The organism is Paraburkholderia sp. RAU2J (genome assembly GCF_003634845.1).
GTDB lineage: Bacteria > Pseudomonadota > Gammaproteobacteria > Burkholderiales > Burkholderiaceae > Paraburkholderia > Paraburkholderia fynbosensis.
Genome location: NZ_RBXG01000002.1, coordinates 2,074,640 through 2,098,337, shown reverse-complemented (window position 1 = coordinate 2,098,337; position 23,698 = coordinate 2,074,640). Strand labels below are relative to the sequence as shown.

The following is a 23,698-nucleotide window of genomic DNA, read 5'->3' as shown; positions in this document are numbered from 1 at the left end:
TCCGGTGTCTTCAGAGGGGGCTTGCGTCGCGATGTGGCGGGGGTTTCCGCGTGTGCGGCGAGGGGGAGGCGGGGCAGATGGGGCAAATGGGACCCACGCGGCGGCAAGCACCGATTGGCGAGCTAGTGCCTGAACCCGAGGCAGCCGTGTCATCGTAATTACACGGCGCTGCTCGCTCAAACCGGCGCGATGCCGAACGTCCCGTCGACCACTTCGGTGAAACTACGCTCCTCACGCAGAATGAAGCGCCTCGTCTGCGCGAAGCGGAAGTTCTCGAGCGCTTCGGCGTCGCTGCGCAGTCGCGCGCGATAGGTTTCGTAGGCCGCGAGGCTGTCGAACGTGACGAGACCCCACGCGATGTCGTTGGTGCCTTCGTGCGGCAGAAAGTAGCCAGTCAGATGACCGCCGCAGCGCGGAATAATACGCCCCCAGTTGCGGGCGTATTCGTCGAAAGCGGCGCGCTGGAAAGGGTCGATCTGATAGCGGATGAAGCAGGTGATCGCCATAGTGAAGCTCCGGGTGGTGTGCGGCCGGACGAAACCGCATGGAGATCAGTATGACGGGCGCCGGCCCGCGATGTTTCACGGCCGGATGAAGTGTCGAGCGCAAAGGTCCAGCGCCGCGAACGCCCTGGCTCAAGCCACCGAGGACGTTTGCCGCTGCGCCTCGTCGTCGGCGTCCGGGCCGCCTGTCGCGTTCGACGCCCGGGCCGCGGCGGGTTCCTGATGCAACCGGTTCGCATGCATCAGCCGGTACAGTGTCGCGCGCGAAATGCCTAGCTCGGCCGCCGCTTCGGACAGCTTGTAGCCATGCCGCTGCAGCGCGTGCTCGACCGCGTCCTTTTCGGCCTTGCTGCGGATTTCCGCAAGCGTCACCGCCGGGCCGTTGTCCGCTTCCGGCAGACCGAGGTCGCTCGCGGTGATGAAGCGGCCCTCGCTCATCACCACCGCGCGCCGCACGCAGTTGATCAGCTCGCGCACATTGCCCGGCCACGGATAGTTCGACATCGCGACGATCGCGTCGCTCGACAGCCCGCGCAGTTTGCGCGCGCCGTCCTGCCGGTACATGCTGAGCGCGTAGTTGGCGAGCAGCTTGATGTCGCCGCCGCGCTCGCGCAATGGCGGCTCGACGAGGCGCAGCACGCACAGCCGGTGATACAGGTCGGAGCGGAAGCGCCCGTCTTCGACCGCCTTGTCCAGATCGACGTGGGTCGCCGAAATGACCCGCGCGTCGACCTTGATTGACCCATTGCCGCCGAGCCGCTCGATCGTGCCTTCCTGCAGAAAGCGCAGCAGGACTGCCTGGCATTCGTGCGGCATGTCGCCGATTTCGTCGAGAAAAAGCGTGCCCTCGTGCGCGCTTTCGATCCGGCCGATCTTGCGTTGCAGCGCGCCGGTGAACGCGCCGCGCTCGTGGCCGAACAGTTCGGCTTGCAGCAGGCTCGGCGCAATCGCGGCGCAATTGATTGCGACGAACGCGCGGCCGGCGCGCGGCGAGCGCTCGTGAATCGCACGAGCGGTCAATTCCTTGCCGGTGCCCGATTCGCCGGCGACGAACACCGGCGCGTCGGTCACGCCGCATTTGTCGATGCGTCGATAAAGCTGCTGCATGGGCTCGCATTGTCCGACCATGCCGTGCCGCCCGAGCGAAGGCTCCGGCGCGTCGGGCGCGTGACGCAGGCTCGACAGCCCGTGCGCATGGCCGAGCGCGAACACGAGCCGGTCGTTCAGCCACGGCCGCGTGACGAAGTCGAAGCAGTAATCGAGGATGAAGCGGCTGACCAGTTCGTCTTCCGCCTGGCCGGGGACGATCTGCGCGACCCAGTTGGTCTCGACGCGCCGCATGCACGACGCGAGCGCTGACAGATGCTGCGACGTGCACTCGTCGGGCAGTTGCACGAGGCCGACCTTGATATTGCCGCGCTCGATCATGCGTTCGGCGATGGCCGTGCTTTTGGCGTGCACGGCTTGCCAGCCAGACGTGGCCAGAAAATCGACGAGCTTCTGATCGGGCGAGTTCGACACGTACAGAACGGTGCGTTCCGCGTCGACGGGCGTGCAAGTCGTAGTCATGTTACCCCCGGGTTCGATGCCGCTCTCAGGACTGCTGTTCGACACATTGGAAACGCCGGTGGGCGGCGCCGGCCTTCAGTCAACTGAACCAGCCCGGTCCGCTCGCGCGGATCGGGCTGGTTTGTGTTCAACGTTCAGGACCGGCTGCAGCAGTCCGGCGACGACGCATACGGCGGTTGCAATGATGGGGCATGGAGCGGGCGGCATAAACCGCGAAATGCTGCATGGTGGACCAATAGCGTAAGCGTTCATTGCTGAAACCGCCGCACGCCTTCATCCCCGAATCACAAAACCGTTTCTTGCCTCGATGACCTGAAAACGGCGCTCTAATTGGCGCGTGGCTTAAAGATAAGCGAAAGCGCCTGATAGCGCCATACAAACAAATCGGGATTAAGAAATGATTTTTGTGCAATTGGCGCGCTGAGGACGATTAAAAAAAACCGGTCAAGCCGGGTTATGAGAGGCTTCCCACATAACCATGCAATCGCGCCGCGCTAAATCGCGATGCGAATGGCATGTTGGCAATTTGGTTCGTCTCATGCCTGCTACATATCGGGCAGGCCCGTGCCAGCGTGACGTGATGCTTCGGACGGTCAGCATCGCTAACTGGGCGCGTTGCGCAAACCATGGCCCGTCATGGCCCGCGCGGGATTGGCGGGTCGCCGGCGAGCGCCGGGTTTCTCCGCGGCGCGGCGCACCTTGGCGCATGGGCGTGTCAAGAACGAATCAACTTCCGGCACGGACGATTCCGGACACGGCTGCCACGCCGCATGATTCACGGCGGCATAAGGCTTCCGGTCCGCATGGCATGGCCATTGCAATAAGCACTGCACGATAAATCTGAATGCGTTGCCGACCCGGTCCACAGCACGGGGAAAGCTGAGATTGGAAAAAAGCCGGCGGCAACACGGATTTCACAAGCACGGCCGGGGAAGCCGGGTTTGTGAGGTGGCGGCGGGGCCAACGGAACGGGCGTCGATCAAAAAAACGGCTGAATGACCGATACACGGATTATCGGCATTCCGTACCGGATGACGTGAAATTGACTCGCGATCAGGTAGGTCCCTTTTAGCGATCGACCTGAAGTGGGATGTCAATAACGACGAGTGCCGCATTCGCCCAGTTTGGCGAGTGACGCACCACCGAACAAGGGCAGGGGTAGCGCCGGGCAGGACCAGCCGGTGCGAAGAAGCGGGGAGAGGCCACAGTCTCCAGAGAGAGACATGTTACGAGGTGGACTGGGTGCCGTGTCCGTGCTGTCGCACGGACACGGACATCTGGACAAAAAACGTGGGCAAAGAGGCTCATCTTTCGGGGGCTGTTATGAAAAAACTGATTCGCGAGCCGGACGCTGTCGTGCGGACGGACCCTTTGCCCAGCGCGGGCGCAACCGGGCTTTCCTATCGCCGGGGTGTCGCGGCGCGACGGCGCGCGCTGTTCGCCGAGGCACCGGTCGATGTCATGACGCTGGTGGTTGCCGAGGCGCTCAGGCGCAAGGCCCAGGCCGAGATCCGGCGCGACGCGTTGCGCGACGCGCTCTATGAAATGCCGGTGTCGCCCGAGCGGCATGCCGATCACGAGCGTGACGCGCAGATCCGGCCAACGGAGTTCGACGAATAACGACGCATAACAAAGCACAACAACGAATAACGGCGAATGAGTCCGCACGCCGACGGGGAGGTCGGCGTGGCCTCCCCAACCGGCGGCCTCAGACCGATGGAGACCTGACATGATCGACATCTTCCTGATTGCCGCCAGCATCGACCACGCGCAGCAGATCGTCGCGCGGCTCGAGGGAAGCGGCGTGCGTTACCGGTTGCGCACGGCCTACGGCTCGGCCCGGCAACTGCGCGCGCACGCGCGCCTGATCCGCAATGCCGATCTGCTGATCGTCGACGACGCCAATCTGAACGCGCGTGAAATGGACGGTATCGAGGAGGCGCTCGCCTGCTGGCCGATGCTCGATTGCATGCTGGTGGTGCGCTCGCCGGCCACTGCATTGCTCGGCGCGGCGATGCGCGTCGGCGTGCAGCACGTGCTGTCATGGCCGCTCAATCCGCCCGCGATCGCCGCCGCGCTCACCCAGATCGACGCGAGGAAAACCGCGGCCGGGCGGCGCGCGGGCCGCGTGGTGTCGCTGGCATCGAGCAAGGGCGGCAGCGGCACGACGCTGATCGCGGTCAATCTCGCCTGTTCGCTCGCCGCGCAGCGCGAGCGGCGCGTGCTGCTGATCGACCTCAGCCAGCAATTCGCCGATGCGAGCCTGCTGATGGCCGACAGGCCCCCGCCGACCACGCTCGCCGATCTATGTTCGCAGATCGATCACCTCGACGCCGCGCTGTTCGACTCGTGCGTGATGCGCGTGCATGCGAACCTCGACGTGCTGGCCGGCGCGGGCGACCCGCTCAAGGCCGCCGAGTTGCGGCCCGCGCAACTGCAGCGGATTCTCGCGCTGGTGCGCGAGCGCTACGATGACGTGCTGATCGACATCGGCCAGAGCCTGAACCCGTTGACGATCCATGCGCTCGATCATAGCGACGCGATCTGCATGGTGGTGCGGCAGACGCCGCTGTACCTGCACGGCGGGCGCCGCATGCTCGACATCTTCCGGGAACTTGGTTATCCGGCCGCAAAGGTGCGAGTGGTGGTCAATCAATACGACAAGAACGCGCAGATCAATCTGCCGACGCTCGAAAAGACCCTCGGCGCGAAAGTCGCGCATCAGCTTCCGCGCGACGACCGCCACGTCAACGAGGCGCTGTGCCGCGGCGTGCCGCTCGTCACGCTGGCGCGCGACAGCGCGCTCGCCCACGGCATCGGCCTGCTCGCCAACATGCTGTTGCCGGTCATCGCCGAACGCCGGAAGAGCATGATCGGGCGGCTGCTAGCCACGTGGCCGAATCTGCCGCCGCAACTGAAGCCGGGGCTTTGAACCGGTCCGTTGAGCGGCACGTTGCACGGCTATTTTGACGGTGTATGGTAAAAGAACCGCATCCGTTCGATTACCCTGGGGAACTCACGTGAGCGCTGGCGACATCGCGTCGATCCTGTCCAATCCGATTCTCAACACGGATTCGTACAAGGCCTCGCACTATCTGCAATATCCGCCCCAGGCGTCGGCGATGTTCTCGTACATCGAGTCGCGTGGCGGGCGCTATGAGCGCACGCTGTTCTTCGGTCTGCAAATGCTGCTGAAGGAATACCTGTGCCGGCCGGTCAGGCCGGCCATGATCGAGCAGGCCAAAGCGTTTTTCGGTACGCATGGCGAGCCGTTCAACGAAGCGGGTTGGCGCTACGTGGTCGAGCAGTGCGGCGGCTATCTGCCGGTGCGGATTCGCGCGGTGCCGGAGGGCTCGGTGGTGCCGACGCACAACGTGCTGGTGACGGTCGAATGCGACGACCCGCAGGTGTTCTGGCTCGCTTCGTATCTGGAAACGATGCTGTTGCGCGTGTGGTATCCGATCACGGTGGCGACGCAAAGCTGGCATCTGCGAAAAACGATCCGCGCCTACCTGCAAAAAAGCAGCGACGATCTCGCGCAATTGCCGTTCAAGCTGCACGATTTCGGCGCGCGCGGGGTGTCGAGCGCGGAGTCGGCGGCGATCGGCGGCGCCGCGCATCTGGTCAGTTTCATGGGTTCGGACACGGTGTTCGGCGTGGCGGCGGCGAACCACTACTACAACGAAACGATGGCGGCGTTTTCCGTGCCGGCCGCCGAACACAGCACCATCACGTCATGGGGCCGCGAGCGCGAGACCGACGCGTTCCGCAACATGATCGCGCGCTTCGGCAAGCCGGGCGCGATCGTCTCGGTGGTGTCCGATTCCTACGATCTGTTTGCCGCGCTCGACGTATGGGGCACTCAGTTGAAACAGGCCGTGCTCGATTCAGGCGCCACTCTCGTGATCCGGCCCGACTCCGGCGATCCGCGCACGATCGTATTGCAGACGCTGCGCGCGCTCGACGCATCGTTCGGCTCGGTGGTGAATGGCAAGGGCCGGCGCGTGCTCAACAACGTGCGCGTGATTCAGGGCGATGGCGTGAACCCCGATTCCATCGCGACGATCCTCGCCGCGATGGACGAGGCCGGCTTCGCGGCCGATAACATCGTATTCGGCATGGGCGGCGCGCTGTTGCAGCAGATCAACCGCGACACGCAGCGCTTCGCGATGAAGTGTTCCGCGATCCGCCTTGGCGACGAGTGGCACGACGTGCGCAAAGACCCCGTCACGGATGCCGCGAAGCGTTCGATGAAAGGGCGTCTGACGTTGCTGAAGCATCGCCGCACCGGTGAGTACCGGACCGTCACGCTGCCCGTCACGTGGGATGAACACACCGTCGCGGGCGAGTGGGACGAAGCACTCGTGACGGTATTCGAGTCCGGCAAGCTACTGGTCGATGCGTCGCTCGCCGAAATCAGGAACCGGGCTCACGCGGACGAAGCCTGACGTGCGCCGCACGCCGCGGCCCAGATGTTCACGCCCGCCGCGCGGATGTCGAGCCGGCACGGCGCACCCTCGCGCAAACCGGCGTCTTCGCTGGCAAGGTCGAAGCGCACTCCGGCGATATTCACGCGAACATAGCGCTCGCCGCGCCGCAGTTCGACCGACTCGACGACCCCCGCGTGCGCGCCTTGTGGCGTCACGGTCAACGCATGCGACGACACGCGCCACATGACGCGTTGGCCCGCGGCGGGAAGGGATACACGGTTAGCCGTCGTCACCATCAAGCCCGGAGCGATCTGCACCTGACCCGCCGCGCTCATCGAACCTCCGCCGACGTTATGCAAGCCGAGCAGGGCGGCCACCCGCATCGAAGCGGGCCGCTCGAACACGTCGGCGATCGCGCCCGCCTGCAGCACGCGCCCCTGTTCGACCACCAGCACCTCGTCGGCGAGCAGCGCGGCTTCATCCGGATCGTGCGTGACGATGATCGTCACCGCGGCGATCTCGCGCTGCAATGCCCGCAGCGATTGCTGCAAGCGGCGCCGCCGCGGCGTGTCCAGCGCGGCGAACGGCTCGTCGAACAGCAGCAGCTCGCTATGTCGCGTGAGCGCGCGCGCGAGCGCCACCCGTTGCCGCTGACCGAACGACAGCTGATGCGGCAACCGTCCAACCAGCGGCGCGAGGCCCAGATGATCGAGCCAGTAACGTGCGCTGGCGGCGTCGGCATCGACGGGAAAGCTGAGCTGGCGCACCACGCTCATGTGCGGAAACAGGCCGTAGTCCTGCGGCATGTAGCCGATCTGGCGGCGCTCGGGCGGCAGCGTGTGCAACTCGGTCGCGCCGAGCCGTACCGTGCTCGACGCGTTCGATTCGAGCCCCGCGATCAGACGCAGCGCTAGCGATTTGCCCGAACCCGACGGCCCGATAATCGCCAGACGCCGGGTAGCCGGCGTCCACGCGATGTCGAGATCGAAGGCGCCCAACTGACGTTGCAGATGGAACGTGAGGCGGCGATTGTCGGCGTCGCCGCGGCTCGCGGTGAGATCTGTGCCGGGTTCGAGCGTGTCGTCGCCGTTTTCGGTCTGGTCGGGCGCGGGTTTTTGCCGAAGACTGTAGATGGACAGCGCGGCGCAGAGTATCGCGATCGCGAGCGTCGGCAGCAGCAATGGCATCATTGCCGGCAGCCCCTGGCCGCCGAATACCACGTACGTGTAGACCGGCAACGAATACGGGTGATAGGCGACCATCACGGTCGCGCCGAATTCGCCGAATGCACGCAGCCAGGCGAGCGCGAGTCCTGCGCGAATTGCCGGCCACGCCACCGGCAGCATCACGCGGAAAAAGCGGCTGCTGGCATGATGGCCGAGCGTGGCGGCGACGTCGTCGAGCACCGGATCGACCGCGGCGAACGCGGACTTCGCGGCGATGATCAGAAACGGCGCGGCCACGAAGATTTCCGCCAGCACGATGCCGGCGAACGAATCCGTCAGGCCGCCGCCGGTGAGGCGGCCGATTCCGCTATACGGCCCAAGCAGAAACAGCAGCAGCACGCCGCTCGTAAGCGGCGGCAGCGCCAGCGGCAACTGCACGACGAAGCCGAGCAGCGCCATCTTGCGCGTATTCGACCGCGCGAGGAAATAGCCGAGCGGCACGCCGCCCAACAGGATCACGAACGAGGCCACCGTGGCGCTCGCCGTCGATACGCCGACCGCCGACCACGTCGCGCGCCAGTCGACGTTCGCCCAATCCGCGGCGCCGAGTTGCGGCACGCTCGCGACGAACGGAGCACACAGATAGACAGCCAACAGTGCCGCCAGCCACAGCAGCGGTCGTGCAGCGGCGCGCTTCACCGCGTCAGTGCGTGGCGGCGTCGATGACCGCTTGCACCGAAGGCGGTATCGACTGCACGCTGCCGCTCACGACGGGTTTGACAACGTCCACGCCATGCTGCTTGAGCAGGGCGCGGCCTTGCTCGCTCAGCAGGAAGTCGACGAAGCTGACCGCGCCGGGGCGGTTCGGCGCGTCGTTGAGGATCGTCAGGGTATAGCTGGCCTTGGCCTGCAATTCAGGTGCCGGGTGGATCGCCGGAATCTTCAGGTCGGACGTCTCGGTCGAATAGAAAAAGCCTGCATCGAGCTGGCCTGATTGCAGGCGGCCCACCAGCGTTTCCTCGGGCAGCACCTGCGCGGGATTTTCCGGCGTGCCGAGCGTCTTCTCAACCAGGTCCGGCTGATGGTAGAGCTCGGCCGCTTTCGTCATCATTTCGACGCTGAATGCGCCTTTCGGATCGAGCTTCGGATCGGTGCGGCCGATGCGAATACCCGGCTGCTGCAGCACCTGGTCCCAGCGCTTGCTTCTGAACTGCGACGCGAATTTGCTCTGCGGGTTATAACCGATCATCAACGGCGACTCGGCGAAATTCACATACCACGTGACGTGATCGCCGTTCGCGTCGCCCATCAGGCTGCTGTTCACCTTCGGGCTCGCGCTGATGAACACGTCGCCACGCCGCAGCTTGCCCTTGATTTCGTTGGCGATCTTGTTGGAACCCGCCGCGTAGCCGCGGAACTGCTGGCCGGTGGCTTTCTCGAATGCGGGGCCGATGCTGCGCTCCATCAGATTGACGAGCGAACCGGCGTACAGGACGTTGACCGTGTTGTTGCCCGAGTCCTGCGCGAAGGTGGGCGCGGCCGTCATGATGCCGGTGACGACCACGAGAGAAGCGAGCAGCTTGCGAATCATGCGATAACCCCGATGCGTTATTTGAGAGCGTCACATTACGACGCCATTACGTTGCTTTGCGTTGCCTCGCGTTGTGCGGTGACATGGCCGGTTTAGCGGACCGTGCGCCGTCGTTTGCCACGAACGCCAAGCGTCACGCCGACGGCGGCGAAACGGCCGATATGCGCGGCGGTTTACCGCGTATTGACGCGTTGATGCACAACGCTGCCGCCATCGCAGCGTAATATACACACGGACATAGCGAATGAACAGGCCGCCAGGTCGAAGCGGTTCGTCGTATAGCAACGCAGATCGAAAGGCGTGGCCGTCACGCTGTCGTAACGCCGAAGCGCTTCGAGGCTGTGCGACTGCGGACGCTGAAACCGTCCGCTCAGCACGAGCGCACCGTCGACGACTGATATTGGCACTGATGCGTGGGTTCGGAAGGCTGGCGTAACATGGTGGGCTCTTCATCATCGCTCTGCCGCCATGTCTGACGATCCGCTTGCACGCGCTGCTCCTGCCGTATCGGCTGCCGGAGTTGGCGCGTGCGACGTCGAACCGCTGTCGTTGCCGCTCGACCCGCAAGTCGCCGCGTGCATGAATCAATGGCTGCATGCAACGACGAATGCGGCCAGTGCCGACACGCGGCTTTTCGCCAAGCTGATCGCCGCGCGCGACGCGCATGACGAACTCGCATTGCTCGGGCTGCGGCCGCGCGAGTGGCATGCGCTGTTGGCGCGGCATTTCACGCATGCGGCCGAAGTGGCATTGCCGCGCAACGTCGGCATGAATGCCAACACCGACGAGCACATCTCCTTCGTCCACTCGCTCCACGCACTCCTGCTCGCCCTCGCAAGCCTCACCGTCCACGCCGACGATGCGCACTGCCTCGCCACGATCATCGCCCACGCATGCTTGCGCCCCGACCACCTGTGGCGCGACCTCGGCCTCGCCGGACGCACCGAAGTCACGTGGATGCTGACGCGCTATTTCCCCACGCTCGTCACGCTGAATGTCGCCAACCTGCGCTGGAAAAAATTCCTCGCCGCACAGCGCGCGCTTTCGTTGGGCTTGCTGCCCGGCCCCGCGCCCGGTTGCCCCGGCTGCGAAGACTACGGATATTGCTTCCCGCCACAACGTTGAAGGCCGTTCGGCCAGGGTGGCAGCGCGAAGCGGTTCGTGTATGCTTTCGCGCATGGCTGACACCGCAAAAACCAAACCCGCGGCGACGAAGAAATCCGCGCAGAAATCCGCGAAGCCGCGCCCCGAAGTGCGCTTCCGGATGCGCATTCGCAGTGCGGATGCCGTCGCGCTCGGGCCGGGCAAAGTCGCTCTGCTCGAAGCGGTGCGCGAGTACGGTTCGATCTCGGCGGCGGCGCGCAGCCTCGACATGTCGTACCGGCGCGCCTGGCTGCTGATCGACGAATTGAACCGGTCGCTCAAGTCGCCGGCCACGCATTCGGAGCAGGGCGGTCAAAGCGGCGGCGGCTGCACGCTCACTCCGGTTGGCGAAACCATCATTCGCCTGTATCGCGACGTCGAAGAAGAGGCGCAACGAAGTTGCGCGAAGCAGATCGCCGAGCTGACGCGGCTGATCCGTTCCTGAACGGGGTCCCCGTGGCCCTCGCGATCCCTGGCTCAGCGAGCCTCGCGCTCAGCCGTGCCGCAGGCAAAACGCCGACGGTGGCGGGTTGCCGAGTTGAGCGCGACGTCCTCTCGCCGCGCTCAACGCCACCGAACGCGTCGTGCGATGAAAGAGCCGCACGTCGAGCAACCGTTCGGCATCCTGAATCAACTTGGTGAGCGTCGGCGCGGCGATGCCGTGTTGGTCGACGGCGCGTGAGAAGTGGAGCTGCCTCGCGACACAGACGAAGGCGTGAATATGACGGAGTTCGAGCTGCCTCATATTTTTCCGTCTTGCCAATAACGTCAATTATTTTGTGACGCTGGCGATGGCGGTAGGGCCGTACATCGGCGCCGCCCTCGGCGGGCTTGCTGCCGATCGCGCTCGGCAACCTGCTGACGGCATCGGTGGCGAGCAGCGAACGTTATGCATGGGTCGCGCTAGGGATGATCGTCACAGGGCTCGGCGCCGGCATGCTGAACGGCGACACGCAGAAGGCCATCATGGCGTGCGTGCCGCAGGAGCGCACCGGCATGGCGTCGGGCATCAGCACGACCACGCGTTTTACGGCGATTGTCGCCTCGGTCGGCGTGCTCGGCGCGGTGCTTGCGGCGCGCACGCACGCGGCTTTCATGTCGCGTGTGCTGGCCGGCGACACCGCACAGGCCACCGCGGATCTGCCGCCCAGCCTGCGGGCCGCGCTGATTTCAGCCGCGCACGCGAGCTTCGCCGACGGTTTCGCGGCCGCGCTGTGCGTGGCGGGTCTGCTTGCCGCGGCGGTCGCCACGGGCGTCTGGCTGCTGGCGAGCGGGCGCAAACGGTGCGGCCAGCGAAGTGGCGTCGAACGGCTAGGGAAATACCGTCGCCCCATTCGCGCTGTTTTCCGCTATCGTGTGCGGCACGCTCGCCGAGGCATCCTCGCGGGCGCTTTTTCGAACGCACGACACGTAAAACAATGAGCCATCCGAACACCGAACTGATCGAACGTTTCTACACCGCGTTTCAGCGACGCGACGCCGAAACGATGATCGCCTGCTATGCCGATGACGTCGTCTTCAGCGATCCCGCCTTCGGCGAGCTGTATGGCGACGAAGTCCGCGACATGTGGCGCATGTTGGTGGTGGGCGCGCAGGAATTCTCGCTGACGTTCGGCAGCATCGAGGCGGACGATCATAAAGGCGGCGCGCATTGGGAGGCCGGCTATCTGTTCACTCAGACGGGCCGCCCGGTGGTCAACCGGATCGACGCGCGCTTCGTGTTCCGCGACGGGCTCATCACCGAACACCGCGACAGTTTCGATCTGTGGCTATGGATGCGTCAGGCAATGGGCGTGCGGGGCACGCTGCTCGGCTGGTCGCCGCTCGTGCGGCGCATGCTCAGGGCACAAGCGCGCCGTGGCCTCACCGCCTATCGGAACCACCATAGCCGCTCCTGAAGCCCGCTCGGGTGCAATGCGCCGCACGGCACCCTTGCTATGATTTGGCCGGTTGAGTCCGTATTTCGTCAGGCCGAAGAACAGTGAGAGGGAATGCTATGCCAGTAGTGGATGCCGCATGGGAAGAGTGGCTGAGCAGCAATGTGGCGCGCGGTTGCGCTCCGGATGCGATGATCGACGCGATGGTGCAGGCCGGGTTCGCCAGCGAAGCGGCGCACGTCGCCGTGCATCACGCGTTCGGGCGGAAGCAGACGGATTTCACTTCCGTCTCCCTATCCGCAGCCGCAACCGAGGCCCCGCTCGCCAAAACCGAACCGCACACGTACCTGTACGACGCGTCGCCGGTCGCGCGCGGCAATGTGATCCGCGCGTACGATCGCGACGTTCGCGTGCTGATGCGCTGTGAACGGCCGCAGGTGATCGTGTTCGCCGACGTACTCTCGCCCGATGAGTGCGGCGAGATGATCGAGCGCTCGCGTCATCGGCTGAAGCGCTCCACCACGGTCAATCCCGACACCGGCAAGGAAGACGTGATTCGCAACCGCACCAGCGAAGGCATCTGGTATCAGCGGGCCGAAGATCCGTTCATCGAAAAGCTCGACCGGCGCATCGCGAGCCTGATGAACTGGCCGGTCGAAAACGGCGAGGGTCTGCAGATCCTGCACTACGGCACGACCGGCGAATACCGCGCACATTTCGACTACTTCCCGCCCGATCACGCGGGCAGCGCGGTGCATACCGCACAGGGCGGCCAACGCGTGGCGACGCTGGTGGTCTATCTGAATGACGTCCCGGACGGCGGCGAGACGACGTTTCCCGAAGCGGGCCTGGCGGTCGCGGCAAGGCAAGGTGGTGCGGTGTATTTCCGCTATATGAACGCCCAGCGGCAACTCGATCCGCTGACGCTGCACGCCGGCGCGCCAGTGCTCGATGGCGACAAATGGATCATGACGAAATGGATGCGCGAGCGGGCTTACTGCTGACGCCGCATCAGCAGGCCAATTCGGTCGATCGATTCAGTCGGCCGCCTGACGGGCGGGCGCATTGCCGCTCGAGCCGGCGAACAGTTGCCTGAACGCGTCGCGGCCGGATGCGTAGCCCATGCGCAGGATCATCAGGCCGATCACCGCGCCGGCGATGTGATCCAGCATCGGCAGACCGGCCAGGCTGCCTGCTAGACCCAGCGTCGCGACGAGCGCCGACACCGCGTCGACGCGAGCATGCCATGCGCTCGCCTGCAGAAGCGCCGAGCCGGTGCGCCGGCTTTGCGCGCGCAGGTAGCGGAACAGCGTTTCCTTGGCGACCATCACGAAGCCGCTGACGGCGAGCGCGCCGACATTCATTGCATCGTTGCCGCTCAGTGTCGAGGTCTGCGCGACGCTGTCCCAGAGCATTTGCGCCGCGGTGAAGATCAGGATGACGGCGATGAAAAGGGAGGCCAGCGCCTGCTCGGTGTTGCTGTCGGCGTTGTGAGCGTGTGCGTGACCTGCGTGGCGCGCCCGGGCGCCGAGGTGTTTCGCGCTGAGATACAGCACCAGCAGCACGACGGCGTCGGCGGCAAGGTCACTCAGTGTGTGGATGCCGTCGGCGAAGAGACCGTCCGAATGCGCGGTGATGCCGAGGGTGATCTGCATCGTCGAGAGGAACGCATTGAGCAGCGCGCTCGCGGAGGCGGCCTTAAACAAGGCGACCGCCGTTCAGGATGGAATCGCGATCGTGGCTGTTGCGCTCGATGGGGTGCATGGGCTGTGACGGTTTCTGTTCGTCGCAGCAAAGTAACCGTCGGGCGTGGCACGCACATGACAGTGTGCGTAATCCCGGGATGAATACGCGAGGCGAGGCGAGCGTGTGATGGCGTTGCGTTGCGCATCGGCAATGCGATGGGGCGGCGAGGCGTGCTTGCCTGCGCCCGCTCAAGCCGTCTACAGACCCGCTCGGCTTGTCTCAAGCGCTCGTCTTGTAGACATCCGGGTGATGCAACTCCATATAGCGCTCCGGATTCGCCAGTGGCGTGAAGCCGTGGGGCTCGTAGACATGATGCGCGTCGGACGTCACCAGCACGATTCTTCGCAGACCCTTCAGCGACGGACTCGCGAACACGTGTGCCATCAACGCGGACGCATAGCCGTTACCGCGATACGCGGGCAAGACGAACACATCACACAGGTACGCGAACGTCGCTTCGTCGGTGATCAGGCGCGCGAACGCGACCTGCTTGCCGTCGATATAGCCGCCGAAACATAGCGAGCCCGCGACGGCCCGCTTGAACGTCTCGCGCGGCATCCCCTGGGCCCACGCTGTTTCCTGCGAGAGGAACGCATAGACCATTTCGATGTCGAGCTCGGCCTTGTTGCTGGATATCGTCAGTTCGTCTGCTTGCACCGCATGTCTCCTTGTGGGATTGCGCGAGAGGTCAAACAAAGTGGCCCGAACCCGCCATTAGCCAAGCCGTCAGCCTTTCGCCGGCCCCTCGCTGCCGCGCGAGCCGCCGCCGATGCTCTGCCCGGCGTTGCGTGCCAAACCCATATAACCGGGCACGGACACCAGCGTCAGCACACCCGCAAACAGAAACGCGAGACGGAAGTCGTCGAGCGTGAAGACGTGGCCGCTCGTCTCGCCGCTCAAGTGCGCCGCCACCCGCAGCGAGACCGCGCCGAACGCGATGCCCAGACCAATCGTCATCTGCGCCGCCGCGCTCCATAGCGTGCTCGCCGCGCTCATCTGCGGCTGCGCGACGTCGGCGTAGGCCAGTGTGGCGAGCGTCGAGAATTGCATCGAGCGCGCGACGCCGTACACGAACACGACGAACAGCACCAGCGCGAGCGGCACGTCCGGCGTCAACAGTCCGCACGCGATGATGAACACGCCGGCCACGGTGACGTCGATGATCGACACCATGCGGAAACCGTAACGCCGCAAGATCCGCGTGGTGAGCGCCTTCATGCCGAGGTTGCCGAGCGCGCTCGCGAGCAGCAGAAGCCCGGATCTGAACGCGGACAAGCCGAAGCCCACCTGGAACAGCAGCGGCATCAAATACGGCACCGCGCCGATGCCGATGCGCGTGAACGAGCCCGTCACCACCGTCACGGAGAAGGTCGGGATTTTCAGCGTCGATACGTCGATCAGCGGGTAGGGGTGGCGCTTCGCATGCTGGAACGCGACCACGCCCATCAGCAAGCCGCCGAGCACCACCGCCCCGGCGAGCCACGGATTGGTGCCGGGCTGGCTCGCCAGCTCCGCGCCGTACAGAACCGCCGTCAGCGTGAGGCCGCTCAGCAGCAGGCCGACCACGTCGAGCGGTTTGCGTTCGGCGCCGCGCAGGTTGGGCACCAGCGCGAGCGCGATGGCCATCGCCGCCAGACCGAACGGCACATTCAGCAGGAAGATCCAGCGCCACGACGCGTAGGTCGTGATGAAGCCGCCCACCGGCGGCCCGACCACCGGCGCGGCGATCGCCGGCCACGTGATGGTGGAGATGGCCTGCATCATGCGGCTCTTCTCGGTGCTGCGGACCACGATGAGGCGGCCCACCGGCACCATCATCGCGCCGCCCATGCCTTGCAACACGCGCGCCGCGGTGAACTCGACGACGTTCTGCGACAGCCCGCACAACACCGAGGCCCCCGTGAACACGGCGATCGCGCTGAAGAACACCGTGCGCGCGCCGCAGCGATCGGCGACCCAGCCGCTCGCCGGGATGAAGATCGCCAGCGCGAGCATGTACGCCGTCATGCCGAGACTGAGGCTGTTCGGACCGACGCCGAACGAGTGCGCCATCTGCGGCAGCGCGGTGGCGATCACCGTGGTGTCGAGATACTCCATGAAGAAGGTGGCCGCGACGAGGTACGGCAGCCAGCCGACGTGCGCATTGCGAGTGCTGGCGCCGCTCATTGCGCGGCCCTCGCGGCAAGGCGTGGGCGGGCGTCGATGCCGCGGGCGGGCTGGCGCATGGCGCGCGAGGGTATGGCCTTCATGGTTGTTGCGACTACCTTTCGATTGCGTGTTTCCGACGGCGGCGGATGTCCGGGCGTCGGGGGCCGGCCGTCTGCAAGAGGCGGACGAGCGGCCGGATAGCGAGGGTCGGCGGCGCGCGTGTGAAGCCATGATGGATCGCGCGCGCGTCGCCAGCCCTGAATCCTAACGCAATAAATGGCGCCATACCGTTGCGGAGCGCAGCGGCCGGCGCGTGCGGCGCGTGGTGTTGCGGTCTGCCGGTCTGCCGATCAGCGGGCGTTGGGCGCATGCGCCGGTGTCACGCAAGACCGGCGCGGGCGCCACCAGTCTGCCAATCAGAGCGGCGCTGGGCGCTGCCGCCGGCGCGGCGCCCGGGCGCTCGCCGTTCAGCCTTTCGCGGCGTACTCGCGATCGAGCTTGTCGTACAGCGGCTTGTTGACGAGCCGCTGGCGCTCGCCGAACGGCGCGACGAGCGTCGCGTCCTCGTCGAGACGGCCGTTGCTCTTCAGGCTGCCGAGCGCGCGCTGCATGCCGAGCACCGCCCCCTGCAGCGCCGCGTTCGCATACAGCACGATGCCATAGCCGAGTGTCGCGAGCGCCTCGCGCGATTGCACCGGCGTCTTGCCGCCGATCACGATGTTGATCAGTTGTGGCTTGTCGAACAGCCCCGGCAGACGTTCGATGTCGGCGAGCGATTCGGTCGCTTCGATAAAGAGGATGTCGGCGCCGGCTTCGATGAAGCGATGGCCGCGCTCGATCGCATCCTCGATGCCATGGACCGCCGCCGAGTCGGTGCGCGCCATGATCTGCAGATTGCCGTCTTCGCGAGCATCGACGGCCGCGCGGATCTTGCCGACCATCTCGCTCGTCGCGACCACTTCCTTGCCCGAAAAGTGGCCGCATTTCTTTGGCATCACCTGGTCTTCGAACTGGATCACGTCGGCGCCGCTGCGCTCCAGCACGCGCACGGTCTGGCGTACGTTCAGCGCGTTGCCGAAGCCCGTGTCAGCGTCGACGATCAGCGGCAGCGCGACCGCGTCGCGGATCCGCGCCGTGTGTTCGGCGACTTCGGCAAGGCCGATGAAGCCCAGATCGGGCAGCCCGAGCGACATATTGGTGACGCCCGCGCCTGTGATGTAGAGCGCTTCGAAGCCGGCGTCCTCGATCACGCGGGCGCTCATCGCGTTGAAGGCGCCGGGCACGAGCAGGCCCTGACGCTGGTTGACTTTGGCGCGGAAGGCGGCGCGGCGGGTGGCGGAAGTGGTCATGTGAGTGTCTCCGGGAGCAATGCGGTGGTGGGATGGATGTCGGCGCTATTTTGCAGGAAGCGTGCCATGGGCGGTGGCGTACGGGTTGTCCTGAGTAATCAATGAGTTGGACGGGGCGGTGGTTTCGGTTGTTCGTGGCAGAATACGGTGGCGGTTTCCTGAAACGTTTCATGGAACGTTTCATGAGGCCAGTATTCCAATGCCGAGCAGGAGCGCCGCCGTGTCCACTTTCACCTCATCCCTCGTGAATGCCAATCCCGCCCGCCCGGGCGTCGCACTCGTCAGTATCAGCCGGCTGCAGTCGCTTTGCGAGGCAGTCGTGCCGCGCTACGTCGAACGCGCGCGATTCTTCCCGGTTCGTGAAGGCTACGGCGAGGCGGTCACCGCGTTGCAGGCGTACGTGGAAGCCGGCTCGGTCGACGTCGTGCTGGCCGCCGGATCGAACGGCGCGTATCTGCGCGAACACCTGAGCGTGCCGGTCGTGATGGTCAAGGTGAACGGTTTCGACGTGCTCAGCGCGATCACCCGCGCCGCCGCCACGTGGCCTGGCGCGCGGATCGGGCTCGTGCTGCATGAAACGATCTCGCACGAACTCGCCGACCTGAGCCCATGGCTGAACGTCGGCCTGAAACAGCGAGCGTACCGCTCGGTCGATGAAGTGCGGTTCGCCGTCGACACGCTCGCCGCTGAAGGTTGCAGCGTGATCATCGGCCCCGGCATGGCTTGCGATCTGGCGCAGCGGGCCGGGATGGAGAGCGTTTTCCTGTACTCGCTCGGCGCGGTCGAAGAGGCGTTCGAGCGCTCCGTCGAGCTGGCTCGCGTGAGCCGTCAGAAGGAGTCGAAGCGCGTGCGGCTGAACACGATCGTCGCGCATCTGCGCGACGGCGTGGCCGCCTTCGACGAAGCGGGCCAGCTCGAAGCCGTCAACCCGGCGATGCTCGAATTGCTCGGCCTTGGTGCGACGAAGGACGTCTCCTTGGGGGACGCCTTGAAGCAAGTTTCGCGGGGAGGCGCCCCGACTAGCGCAAGAGGCCTCCGCGGCGAAGACATCCTTCCCGGCGCCCATGTCCACGACCTTCCCGCGCAGATAGCCCGCGCCGTCGGGCCGCTGCTGCGCGAAACGCTCGCACACGACCGGCCGATCGAAGAACGTATCGAGCAGATCGGCGGCCGCGCGCTGATCGTCAACTGTGTGCCGATCGTCGAGCACGGCGTGCGCTCCGGCTCCGTGGTGACGGTGCAGGACGCGCTGGTCGCACAGCGGATCGATCGATCGCTGCGCACCAGCCAGCGGCCGAGCCATCTGGTCGCGCGGCATCAGCTGGACGATCTGATCGGCGGCTCGCCGGCGCTCGAGCGGGTGCGCCGGCTCGCCCGCGCCGGCGCGGCGCACGACGCGACTGTACTGCTCACCGGCGCAAGCGGCACCGGCAAGGAACTGGTCGCCCAGGGTATCCACAATGCCAGCCGGCGGCGCGGCAATCCGTTCGTCGCGTTCAATTGCGCAGCGCTGCCCGAAGGGCTGATAGAGAGCGAACTGTTCGGCCACGAAGAGGGCGCGTTCACCGGCGCGCGCCGCGGCGGCAAGCCGGGGCTGTTCGAAATCGCCCATACCGGCACGATTTTCCTCGACGAGATCGGCGAAATGCCGGCCGCGCTGCAGAGCAGGCTGCTGCGCGTGCTGCAGGAGCGCGAGGTGATGAAGCTCGGCTCAGGCCGCGCCACGCCGGTAGACGTGCGGGTCATTGCCGCGACCCACCGTGACCTGCACGCGTTGGTCGAGCAGGGCCTGTTTCGGGCGGATTTGTATTTTCGGCTGAACCTGCTTCAGATAGAATTGCCGCCGCTGCGCGAACGGCGCGCCGACATCGCGCCACTGGCGCGGCACTTGTTGAGGCGCAGCGCGCTCCAGTATGGTTTGCCGGAGGCGGCGCAGGAGCGGGTGCTGGCGTTTCTCGCCCCGCTTTTCGAGCACTACGCATGGCCGGGCAATGTGCGGGAGCTGGAGAACCTGCTGGCGCGTGCGGCAATCTATTCCGGCGATGCAAGCGCGGGCGCGTCGCAGGATTGGCAGGCGGTGTTCCCCGAGTTTGGTAGGATGAAGCAGGTGCCGACGGTCGATGCGCCTCTGGCTGCGCCCAATGTCACTGTCGGAAACCATTCGCCCCGCGTCACGCCCACTCGCGAGGACGCTTTGAACGCCCTCGAACGGTCCGGCGGCAATCGCGCCGCGGCAAGCCGGGCGCTCGGAATCGGCCGCACTACCCTCTGGCGACTACTGAAAAATTAGCCCGATAGTCGGTGGTAGAAAAATAAATAGCGACAGACTATCAACATCATTAAAACAATCCGCTTTACCTATTAAGCGTCGTCTGACATACTGACTCCACTTTCCAACCACCCAGAAAGAGGACTCAGCAAATGCCGATCATCAACAGTCAAGTCAAACCGTTCAAGGCTCAGGCTTATCACAATGGCGATTTCAAGACCGTCACTGAAGAAAGCCTGAAGGGCAAGTGGTCGGTTTTCGTTTTCTATCCGGCCGACTTCACGTTTGTTTGCCCGACCGAACTGGGTGACCTGGCCGATCGCTACGCCGAATTCCAGAAGCTCGGCGTCGAAATCTACAGCGTGTCGACCGATACGCACTTCACGCACAAGGCATGGCACGACACGTCGGACACGATCCAGAAGATCAAGTACCCGATGCTCGCTGACCCGACCCTGGCTATCTCGCGCAACTTCGACGTGCTGATCGAAGAAGAAGGTCTGGCACTGCGTGGTACGTTCGTGGTCAACCCGGAAGGCGAGATCAAGCTGTGCGAAATCCACGACAACGGTATCGGCCGTGACGCAGGCGAACTGCTGCGCAAGGTGCAGGCTGCGCAATACATCGCGGCTCACCCGGGTGAAGTTTGCCCCGCCAAGTGGACGCCGGGCGCAGACACGCTGACCCCGTCGCTCGACCTGATCGGCAAGATCTAAGCAGGTCGCGAGACTTTCGCAGTCGGCGCCTCGCGGCGCCCAGGCAGCAGTTCAGCAGTACCGTGCGGGCCGTTTCATAAAGCGGCTCGCGCGTCCCCGGTCCGCACCGGTCCTATCCGGACGGCGTGCGGCGCCGGGACACCAACACCCCTCGTCACGGAATCGAATCGCCATGCTTGATGCCAATCTCAAGACTCAGTTGAAAACGTACCTCGAAAAGGTTAGCAGGCCTATCGAGATCGTCGCCTCTCTGGACGACAGCGCAAAATCGCAAGAGCTGCTGGCATTGCTGAACGATATCGCGACGTTGTCGGAGCGCGTGAGCGTGGTCGAGCGCCGCGGCGACAGCGAACGCAAGCCGTCGTTTTCGATCGGCGAACCGGGCAAGGAAACGGGTATCCGTTTCGCCGGTATTCCGATGGGGCATGAATTCACGTCGCTCGTCCTTGCACTGCTGCAGGTCGGCGGCCATCCCGTCAAACTCGACGACGCGGTGATCGAACAGATCCGCAACCTCGACGGCGACTATCAATTCGAAACGTATTTCTCGCTGTCATGCCAGAACTGCCCGGAAGTCGTCCAGGCGCTGAACGTGATGGCGCTGATCAACCCGCGCATTCGCCACGTGGCGATCGACGGCGCGTTGTTCCAGAACGAAGTCGAAGCGCGCCAGATCATGGCGGTACCGACGATGTTCATGAACGGTGAAGTGTTCGGCCAGGGCCGTAGCGGCGTGAAGGAAATCCTCGCGAAGCTCGACACCAACGCCGGCGCCCGCGCCGCGAAGGAACTGGAAAAGAAGCCGGTGTTCGACACGCTGATCGTCGGCGGCGGCCCGGCGGGCGCGGCGGCGGCGATTTACTCGGCGCGCAAGGGCATTGCGACGGGTGTCGTGGCGGAGCGCTTCGGCGGCCAGGTGCTCGACACGCTCGCGATCGAAAACTTCGTCTCGGTGACGGAAACCGAAGGACCGAAGTTCGCGATGGCGCTCGAACAGCACGTGAAAGCGTATGAAGTGGACATCATGGACGTGCAGCGCGCCGAAGCGCTGATTCCGGGACGCATCAACGAAGTGCGTCTGGCCAATGGCGCGGTGCTGAAGGCCAGGACCATCATTCTGGCGACCGGTGCGCGCTGGCGCGAAATCAACGTGCCGGGCGAGCGCGAGTATCGCAATCACGGCGTGGCGTACTGCCCGCACTGCGATGGCCCGCTGTTCAAGGGCAAGCGCGTTGCGGTGATCGGCGGCGGCAATTCGGGCGTCGAAGCGGCAATCGACCTCGCGGGCATCGTGCGCGAAGTGACGCTGTTCGAATTCGGCGCGACGCTGCGTGCCGATGAAGTGCTGCAACGCAAGCTGCGCAGCCTCGCCAACGTGACCGTCGTCACGCAGGCACAGACGACCGAAATCACCGGCGACGGCAAGAAGGTCAACGGTCTCGTCTACAAGGACCTGAAATCGGGCGAAGTGAAGACGGTCGAACTGGAAGGCGTGTTCGTGCAGATCGGCCTCGTGCCGAACACAGAGTGGCTCAAGGGCACGGTCGAGTTGTCGAAGCACGGCGAGATTGTTGTCGATGCACGCGGTGCGACGTCGGTGCCGGGCGTGTTCGCCGCGGGCGACGTGACCACGGTGCCGTTCAAGCAGATCGTGATCGCGGTAGGCGAGGGCGCGAAGGCATCGCTGTCCGCATTCGATCACCTGATCCGCAACAGCGAAGAAGTCGAAGCGGTCAGCGAGGCGGAAGCCGAAGCAGCGGTTTGATGCAGTCAGTGTGAGTAGTGAGCGGCGGCCTGCGGGCCGCCGTTTTGTTTGTGCAAGCGGCGTGGCTCGCGCGAACACGCAGCTTGCTTCGAAAGAGTTGCAAAGAAAAGCCGCCCGACGTTTCGTCGGGCGGCTTTTTTTGTGGCGTACAGGAAGGTGTCGCGTTGCTATCGCCGGTCGACCGAATACTTGCCGGCGCCGGTCACGCACAATAAAAGCAGCCCGCCGATGATGCTGATGTTCTTATAGAAGTGGATCATGTTGTCGTACTGCACCGCGCCGGTCATGTTCCAGTAGTGGTGGCCGATGATCGCGGTGCCCAGGGTATAAACCGCGAGCAGCAGAGCGAGCGGCCGCGTGAAAAATCCGACTAGCAGGGCGATGCCAACGCCAAGCTCCATTATCACCGCGATGATCGCGGACAACTCGGGCACGGGCGCGCCGCTCGACGTCATATAGGCGACGGTGCCGGAGAAGCCCGTGAGCTTCGACCAGCCGAACATCACGAACAGCACCATCAACACGATGCGGGCGACGAGAATGATCGCGTCTTTCTGGTTTTCAAAAAGGGTATAGCGCATGATTTTTCCGGTAGGGTAGAGCGGTATGGTTCGCCGCCTGTCGCGTGCGGCGAACCACGTTTAAACGGCGAAGCAGCCGATGCTTCAGGCCCACAACGCCGAGGTTTCAATGTTACGCAGATCGAACACCAGCACTTCCGCGTCATGACCTTGCGCGAAGGTCAGCGCTTCTTCGCCGCGCACTCGCGCGCCATCGCCTTCGCCGAGTTCGACTCCGTTCACCGTGACACCGCCGCGCGCCACGTGAATGTACGCATAACGATCGCTGGCCAGTTCGAGCCGCGCCGTTTCCGCGCCGTCGAACAGTCCGGCGTACACCCGCGCATCCTGCTGCAGCGCCAGCGAACCATCGGTGCCGTCGGGCGACATCACGAGGCGCAACACGCCGCGCTTTTCGTCCGCACTGAAATGCCGTTGCTGATAACGCGGCGTCGTGCCCTTTTCGGCGGGGGCGATCCAGATCTGCAGGAAGTGCACCGGCTCGCTCTTCGAATGGTTGTATTCGCTGTGCGCCACGCCGGTTCCCGCGCTCATCAACTGGACGTCGCCAGGGACGATCACCGAGCCGGTGCCCATCGTGTCCTTATGCTCGAGTGCTCCTTCCAGCACGTACGAAAAGATCTCCATGTCGCGGTGCGGATGCTTGCCGAAACCTTGCGCCGGGGCGACGCGGTCATCGTTGATCACGAGCAGGTCGGAGAAGCCGTTCTGCTTCGGGTCGTGATAGTGCGCAAAGGAAAACGTATGACGCGAGCTGAGCCAGCCATGTTCAGCACGGCCACGTTGATTGGCTTGTCTGATGTCGAGCATTTTTTTCTCCTTTGGGTTGTGCGATCCGGACCAGT

20 protein-coding genes and 2 pseudogenes are annotated in these 23,698 nt (G+C 64.8%); 11 read left to right on the top strand and 11 right to left on the bottom strand.

The features are described 5' to 3' along the window. Positions 1–176: 176 nt before the first annotated feature. Positions 177–506, bottom strand: a complete 330-nt coding sequence (locus tag B0G69_RS26820) for an NIPSNAP family protein (RefSeq protein ID WP_121322585.1) — start codon at positions 504–506, stop codon at positions 177–179. 129 nt (positions 507–635) lie between these two features. Then, on the bottom strand, positions 636–2,072 hold the full coding sequence (locus B0G69_RS26815; RefSeq protein WP_121322583.1) for a sigma-54 dependent transcriptional regulator: 1,437 nt from the start codon (positions 2,070–2,072) through the stop codon (positions 636–638). 1,290 nt (positions 2,073–3,362) lie between these two features. Here B0G69_RS26815 and B0G69_RS26810 point away from each other — a divergent pair. The 3 genes from B0G69_RS26810 (at position 3,363) to B0G69_RS26800 (ending at position 6,520) form a co-directional block, all read left to right on the top strand. Next, positions 3,363–3,692, top strand: a complete 330-nt coding sequence (locus B0G69_RS26810) for a hypothetical protein (protein ID WP_241991478.1) — start codon at positions 3,363–3,365, stop codon at positions 3,690–3,692. Positions 3,693–3,801: 109 nt separating this feature from the next. Then, on the top strand, positions 3,802–5,004 hold the full coding sequence (locus B0G69_RS26805) for an AAA family ATPase (protein WP_121322579.1): 1,203 nt from the start codon (positions 3,802–3,804) through the stop codon (positions 5,002–5,004). Between the two features lie 88 nt (positions 5,005–5,092). Next, on the top strand, positions 5,093–6,520 hold the full coding sequence (locus B0G69_RS26800; RefSeq protein ID WP_121322577.1) for a nicotinate phosphoribosyltransferase: 1,428 nt from the start codon (positions 5,093–5,095) through the stop codon (positions 6,518–6,520). On the opposite strand, the gene B0G69_RS26795 is transcribed toward B0G69_RS26800, so the two are convergent. Both B0G69_RS26795 and B0G69_RS26790 read right to left on the bottom strand, forming a co-directional pair. Next, on the bottom strand, positions 6,502–8,367 hold the full coding sequence (locus B0G69_RS26795; RefSeq protein WP_121322575.1) for an ATP-binding cassette domain-containing protein: 1,866 nt from the start codon (positions 8,365–8,367) through the stop codon (positions 6,502–6,504). The genes B0G69_RS26800 and B0G69_RS26795 overlap by 19 nt on opposite strands. A gap of 4 nt (positions 8,368–8,371) precedes the next feature. Further along, entirely contained in the window at positions 8,372–9,259 is an 888-nt protein-coding gene (locus B0G69_RS26790) for an extracellular solute-binding protein (RefSeq protein ID WP_121322573.1), read from the bottom strand. A 468-nt stretch (positions 9,260–9,727) separates the two neighbouring features. On the opposite strand from B0G69_RS26790, the gene B0G69_RS26780 reads away from it, so the two are divergent. Next, positions 9,728–10,384, top strand: coding sequence for a nitrogen fixation protein NifQ (locus tag B0G69_RS26780; RefSeq protein WP_241991477.1), 657 nt, complete (start codon positions 9,728–9,730; stop codon positions 10,382–10,384). A 52-nt stretch (positions 10,385–10,436) separates the two neighbouring features. Further along, positions 10,437–10,847, top strand: a complete 411-nt coding sequence (locus B0G69_RS26775; RefSeq protein ID WP_241991476.1) for a LysR family transcriptional regulator — start codon at positions 10,437–10,439, stop codon at positions 10,845–10,847. Between the two features lie 111 nt (positions 10,848–10,958). Here the strand turns inward: B0G69_RS26775 and B0G69_RS26770 are convergent. After that, positions 10,959–11,147 (bottom strand): annotated as a pseudogene (locus tag B0G69_RS26770) (LysR family transcriptional regulator); the annotation flags it as partial. 40 nt (positions 11,148–11,187) lie between these two features. On the opposite strand from B0G69_RS26770, the pseudogene B0G69_RS26765 reads away from it, so the two are divergent. The 3 genes and pseudogenes from B0G69_RS26765 to B0G69_RS26755 all read left to right on the top strand — a co-directional run. Then, positions 11,188–11,671 (top strand): annotated as a pseudogene (locus B0G69_RS26765) (MFS transporter); the annotation flags it as partial. A gap of 149 nt (positions 11,672–11,820) precedes the next feature. Then, entirely contained in the window at positions 11,821–12,300 is a 480-nt protein-coding gene (locus B0G69_RS26760) for a nuclear transport factor 2 family protein (RefSeq protein WP_121322571.1), read from the top strand. 98 nt (positions 12,301–12,398) lie between these two features. Continuing rightward, the gene (locus B0G69_RS26755) at positions 12,399–13,283 is read left to right on the top strand and encodes a 2OG-Fe(II) oxygenase (RefSeq protein ID WP_121322569.1); all 885 of its coding nucleotides are present in this window, start codon (positions 12,399–12,401) and stop codon (positions 13,281–13,283) included. A gap of 33 nt (positions 13,284–13,316) precedes the next feature. Here B0G69_RS26755 and B0G69_RS26750 read toward each other — a convergent pair whose 3' ends face one another. The 4 genes from B0G69_RS26750 to B0G69_RS26735 form a co-directional block, all read right to left on the bottom strand. Then, positions 13,317–13,985, bottom strand: coding sequence for a cation diffusion facilitator family transporter (locus tag B0G69_RS26750; RefSeq protein WP_121322567.1), 669 nt, complete (start codon positions 13,983–13,985; stop codon positions 13,317–13,319). Between the two features lie 259 nt (positions 13,986–14,244). Beyond that, positions 14,245–14,682 (bottom strand): GNAT family N-acetyltransferase, encoded by a 438-nt coding sequence (locus tag B0G69_RS26745; RefSeq protein WP_121322565.1) that lies wholly within the window; start codon positions 14,680–14,682, stop codon positions 14,245–14,247. Positions 14,683–14,751: 69 nt separating this feature from the next. Next, on the bottom strand, positions 14,752–16,191 hold the full coding sequence (locus B0G69_RS26740) for an MFS transporter (RefSeq protein ID WP_121322563.1): 1,440 nt from the start codon (positions 16,189–16,191) through the stop codon (positions 14,752–14,754). Positions 16,192–16,640: 449 nt separating this feature from the next. Beyond that, the gene (locus B0G69_RS26735) at positions 16,641–17,522 is read right to left on the bottom strand and encodes an oxaloacetate decarboxylase (RefSeq protein ID WP_121322561.1); all 882 of its coding nucleotides are present in this window, start codon (positions 17,520–17,522) and stop codon (positions 16,641–16,643) included. A 220-nt stretch (positions 17,523–17,742) separates the two neighbouring features. Between B0G69_RS26735 and prpR the strand changes: the two genes are divergently transcribed. The 3 genes from prpR to ahpF all read left to right on the top strand — a co-directional run bounded on the left by prpR (position 17,743) and on the right by ahpF (position 22,272). Further along, positions 17,743–19,812, top strand: coding sequence for a propionate catabolism operon regulatory protein PrpR (prpR, locus tag B0G69_RS26730; protein ID WP_121323904.1), 2,070 nt, complete (start codon positions 17,743–17,745; stop codon positions 19,810–19,812). Between the two features lie 131 nt (positions 19,813–19,943). Then, positions 19,944–20,507: an alkyl hydroperoxide reductase subunit C gene (gene ahpC, locus B0G69_RS26725; protein WP_121322559.1), complete on the top strand. Its 564-nt coding sequence runs from the start codon at positions 19,944–19,946 to the stop codon at positions 20,505–20,507. 172 nt (positions 20,508–20,679) lie between these two features. Then, positions 20,680–22,272 carry an alkyl hydroperoxide reductase subunit F gene (gene ahpF, locus B0G69_RS26720; protein ID WP_121322557.1) on the top strand — a complete coding sequence of 531 codons (1,593 nt, stop codon included), beginning with the start codon at positions 20,680–20,682 and terminating at the stop codon, positions 22,270–22,272. Positions 22,273–22,439: 167 nt separating this feature from the next. Here the strand turns inward: ahpF and B0G69_RS26715 are convergent, their stop codons facing one another. Both B0G69_RS26715 and B0G69_RS26710 read right to left on the bottom strand, forming a co-directional pair. Next, positions 22,440–22,853, bottom strand: a complete 414-nt coding sequence (locus B0G69_RS26715; RefSeq protein ID WP_121322555.1) for a DoxX family protein — start codon at positions 22,851–22,853, stop codon at positions 22,440–22,442. Between the two features lie 84 nt (positions 22,854–22,937). Further along, positions 22,938–23,663 (bottom strand): pirin family protein, encoded by a 726-nt coding sequence (locus B0G69_RS26710; RefSeq protein ID WP_121322553.1) that lies wholly within the window; start codon positions 23,661–23,663, stop codon positions 22,938–22,940. Positions 23,664–23,698 lie beyond the last annotated feature (35 nt).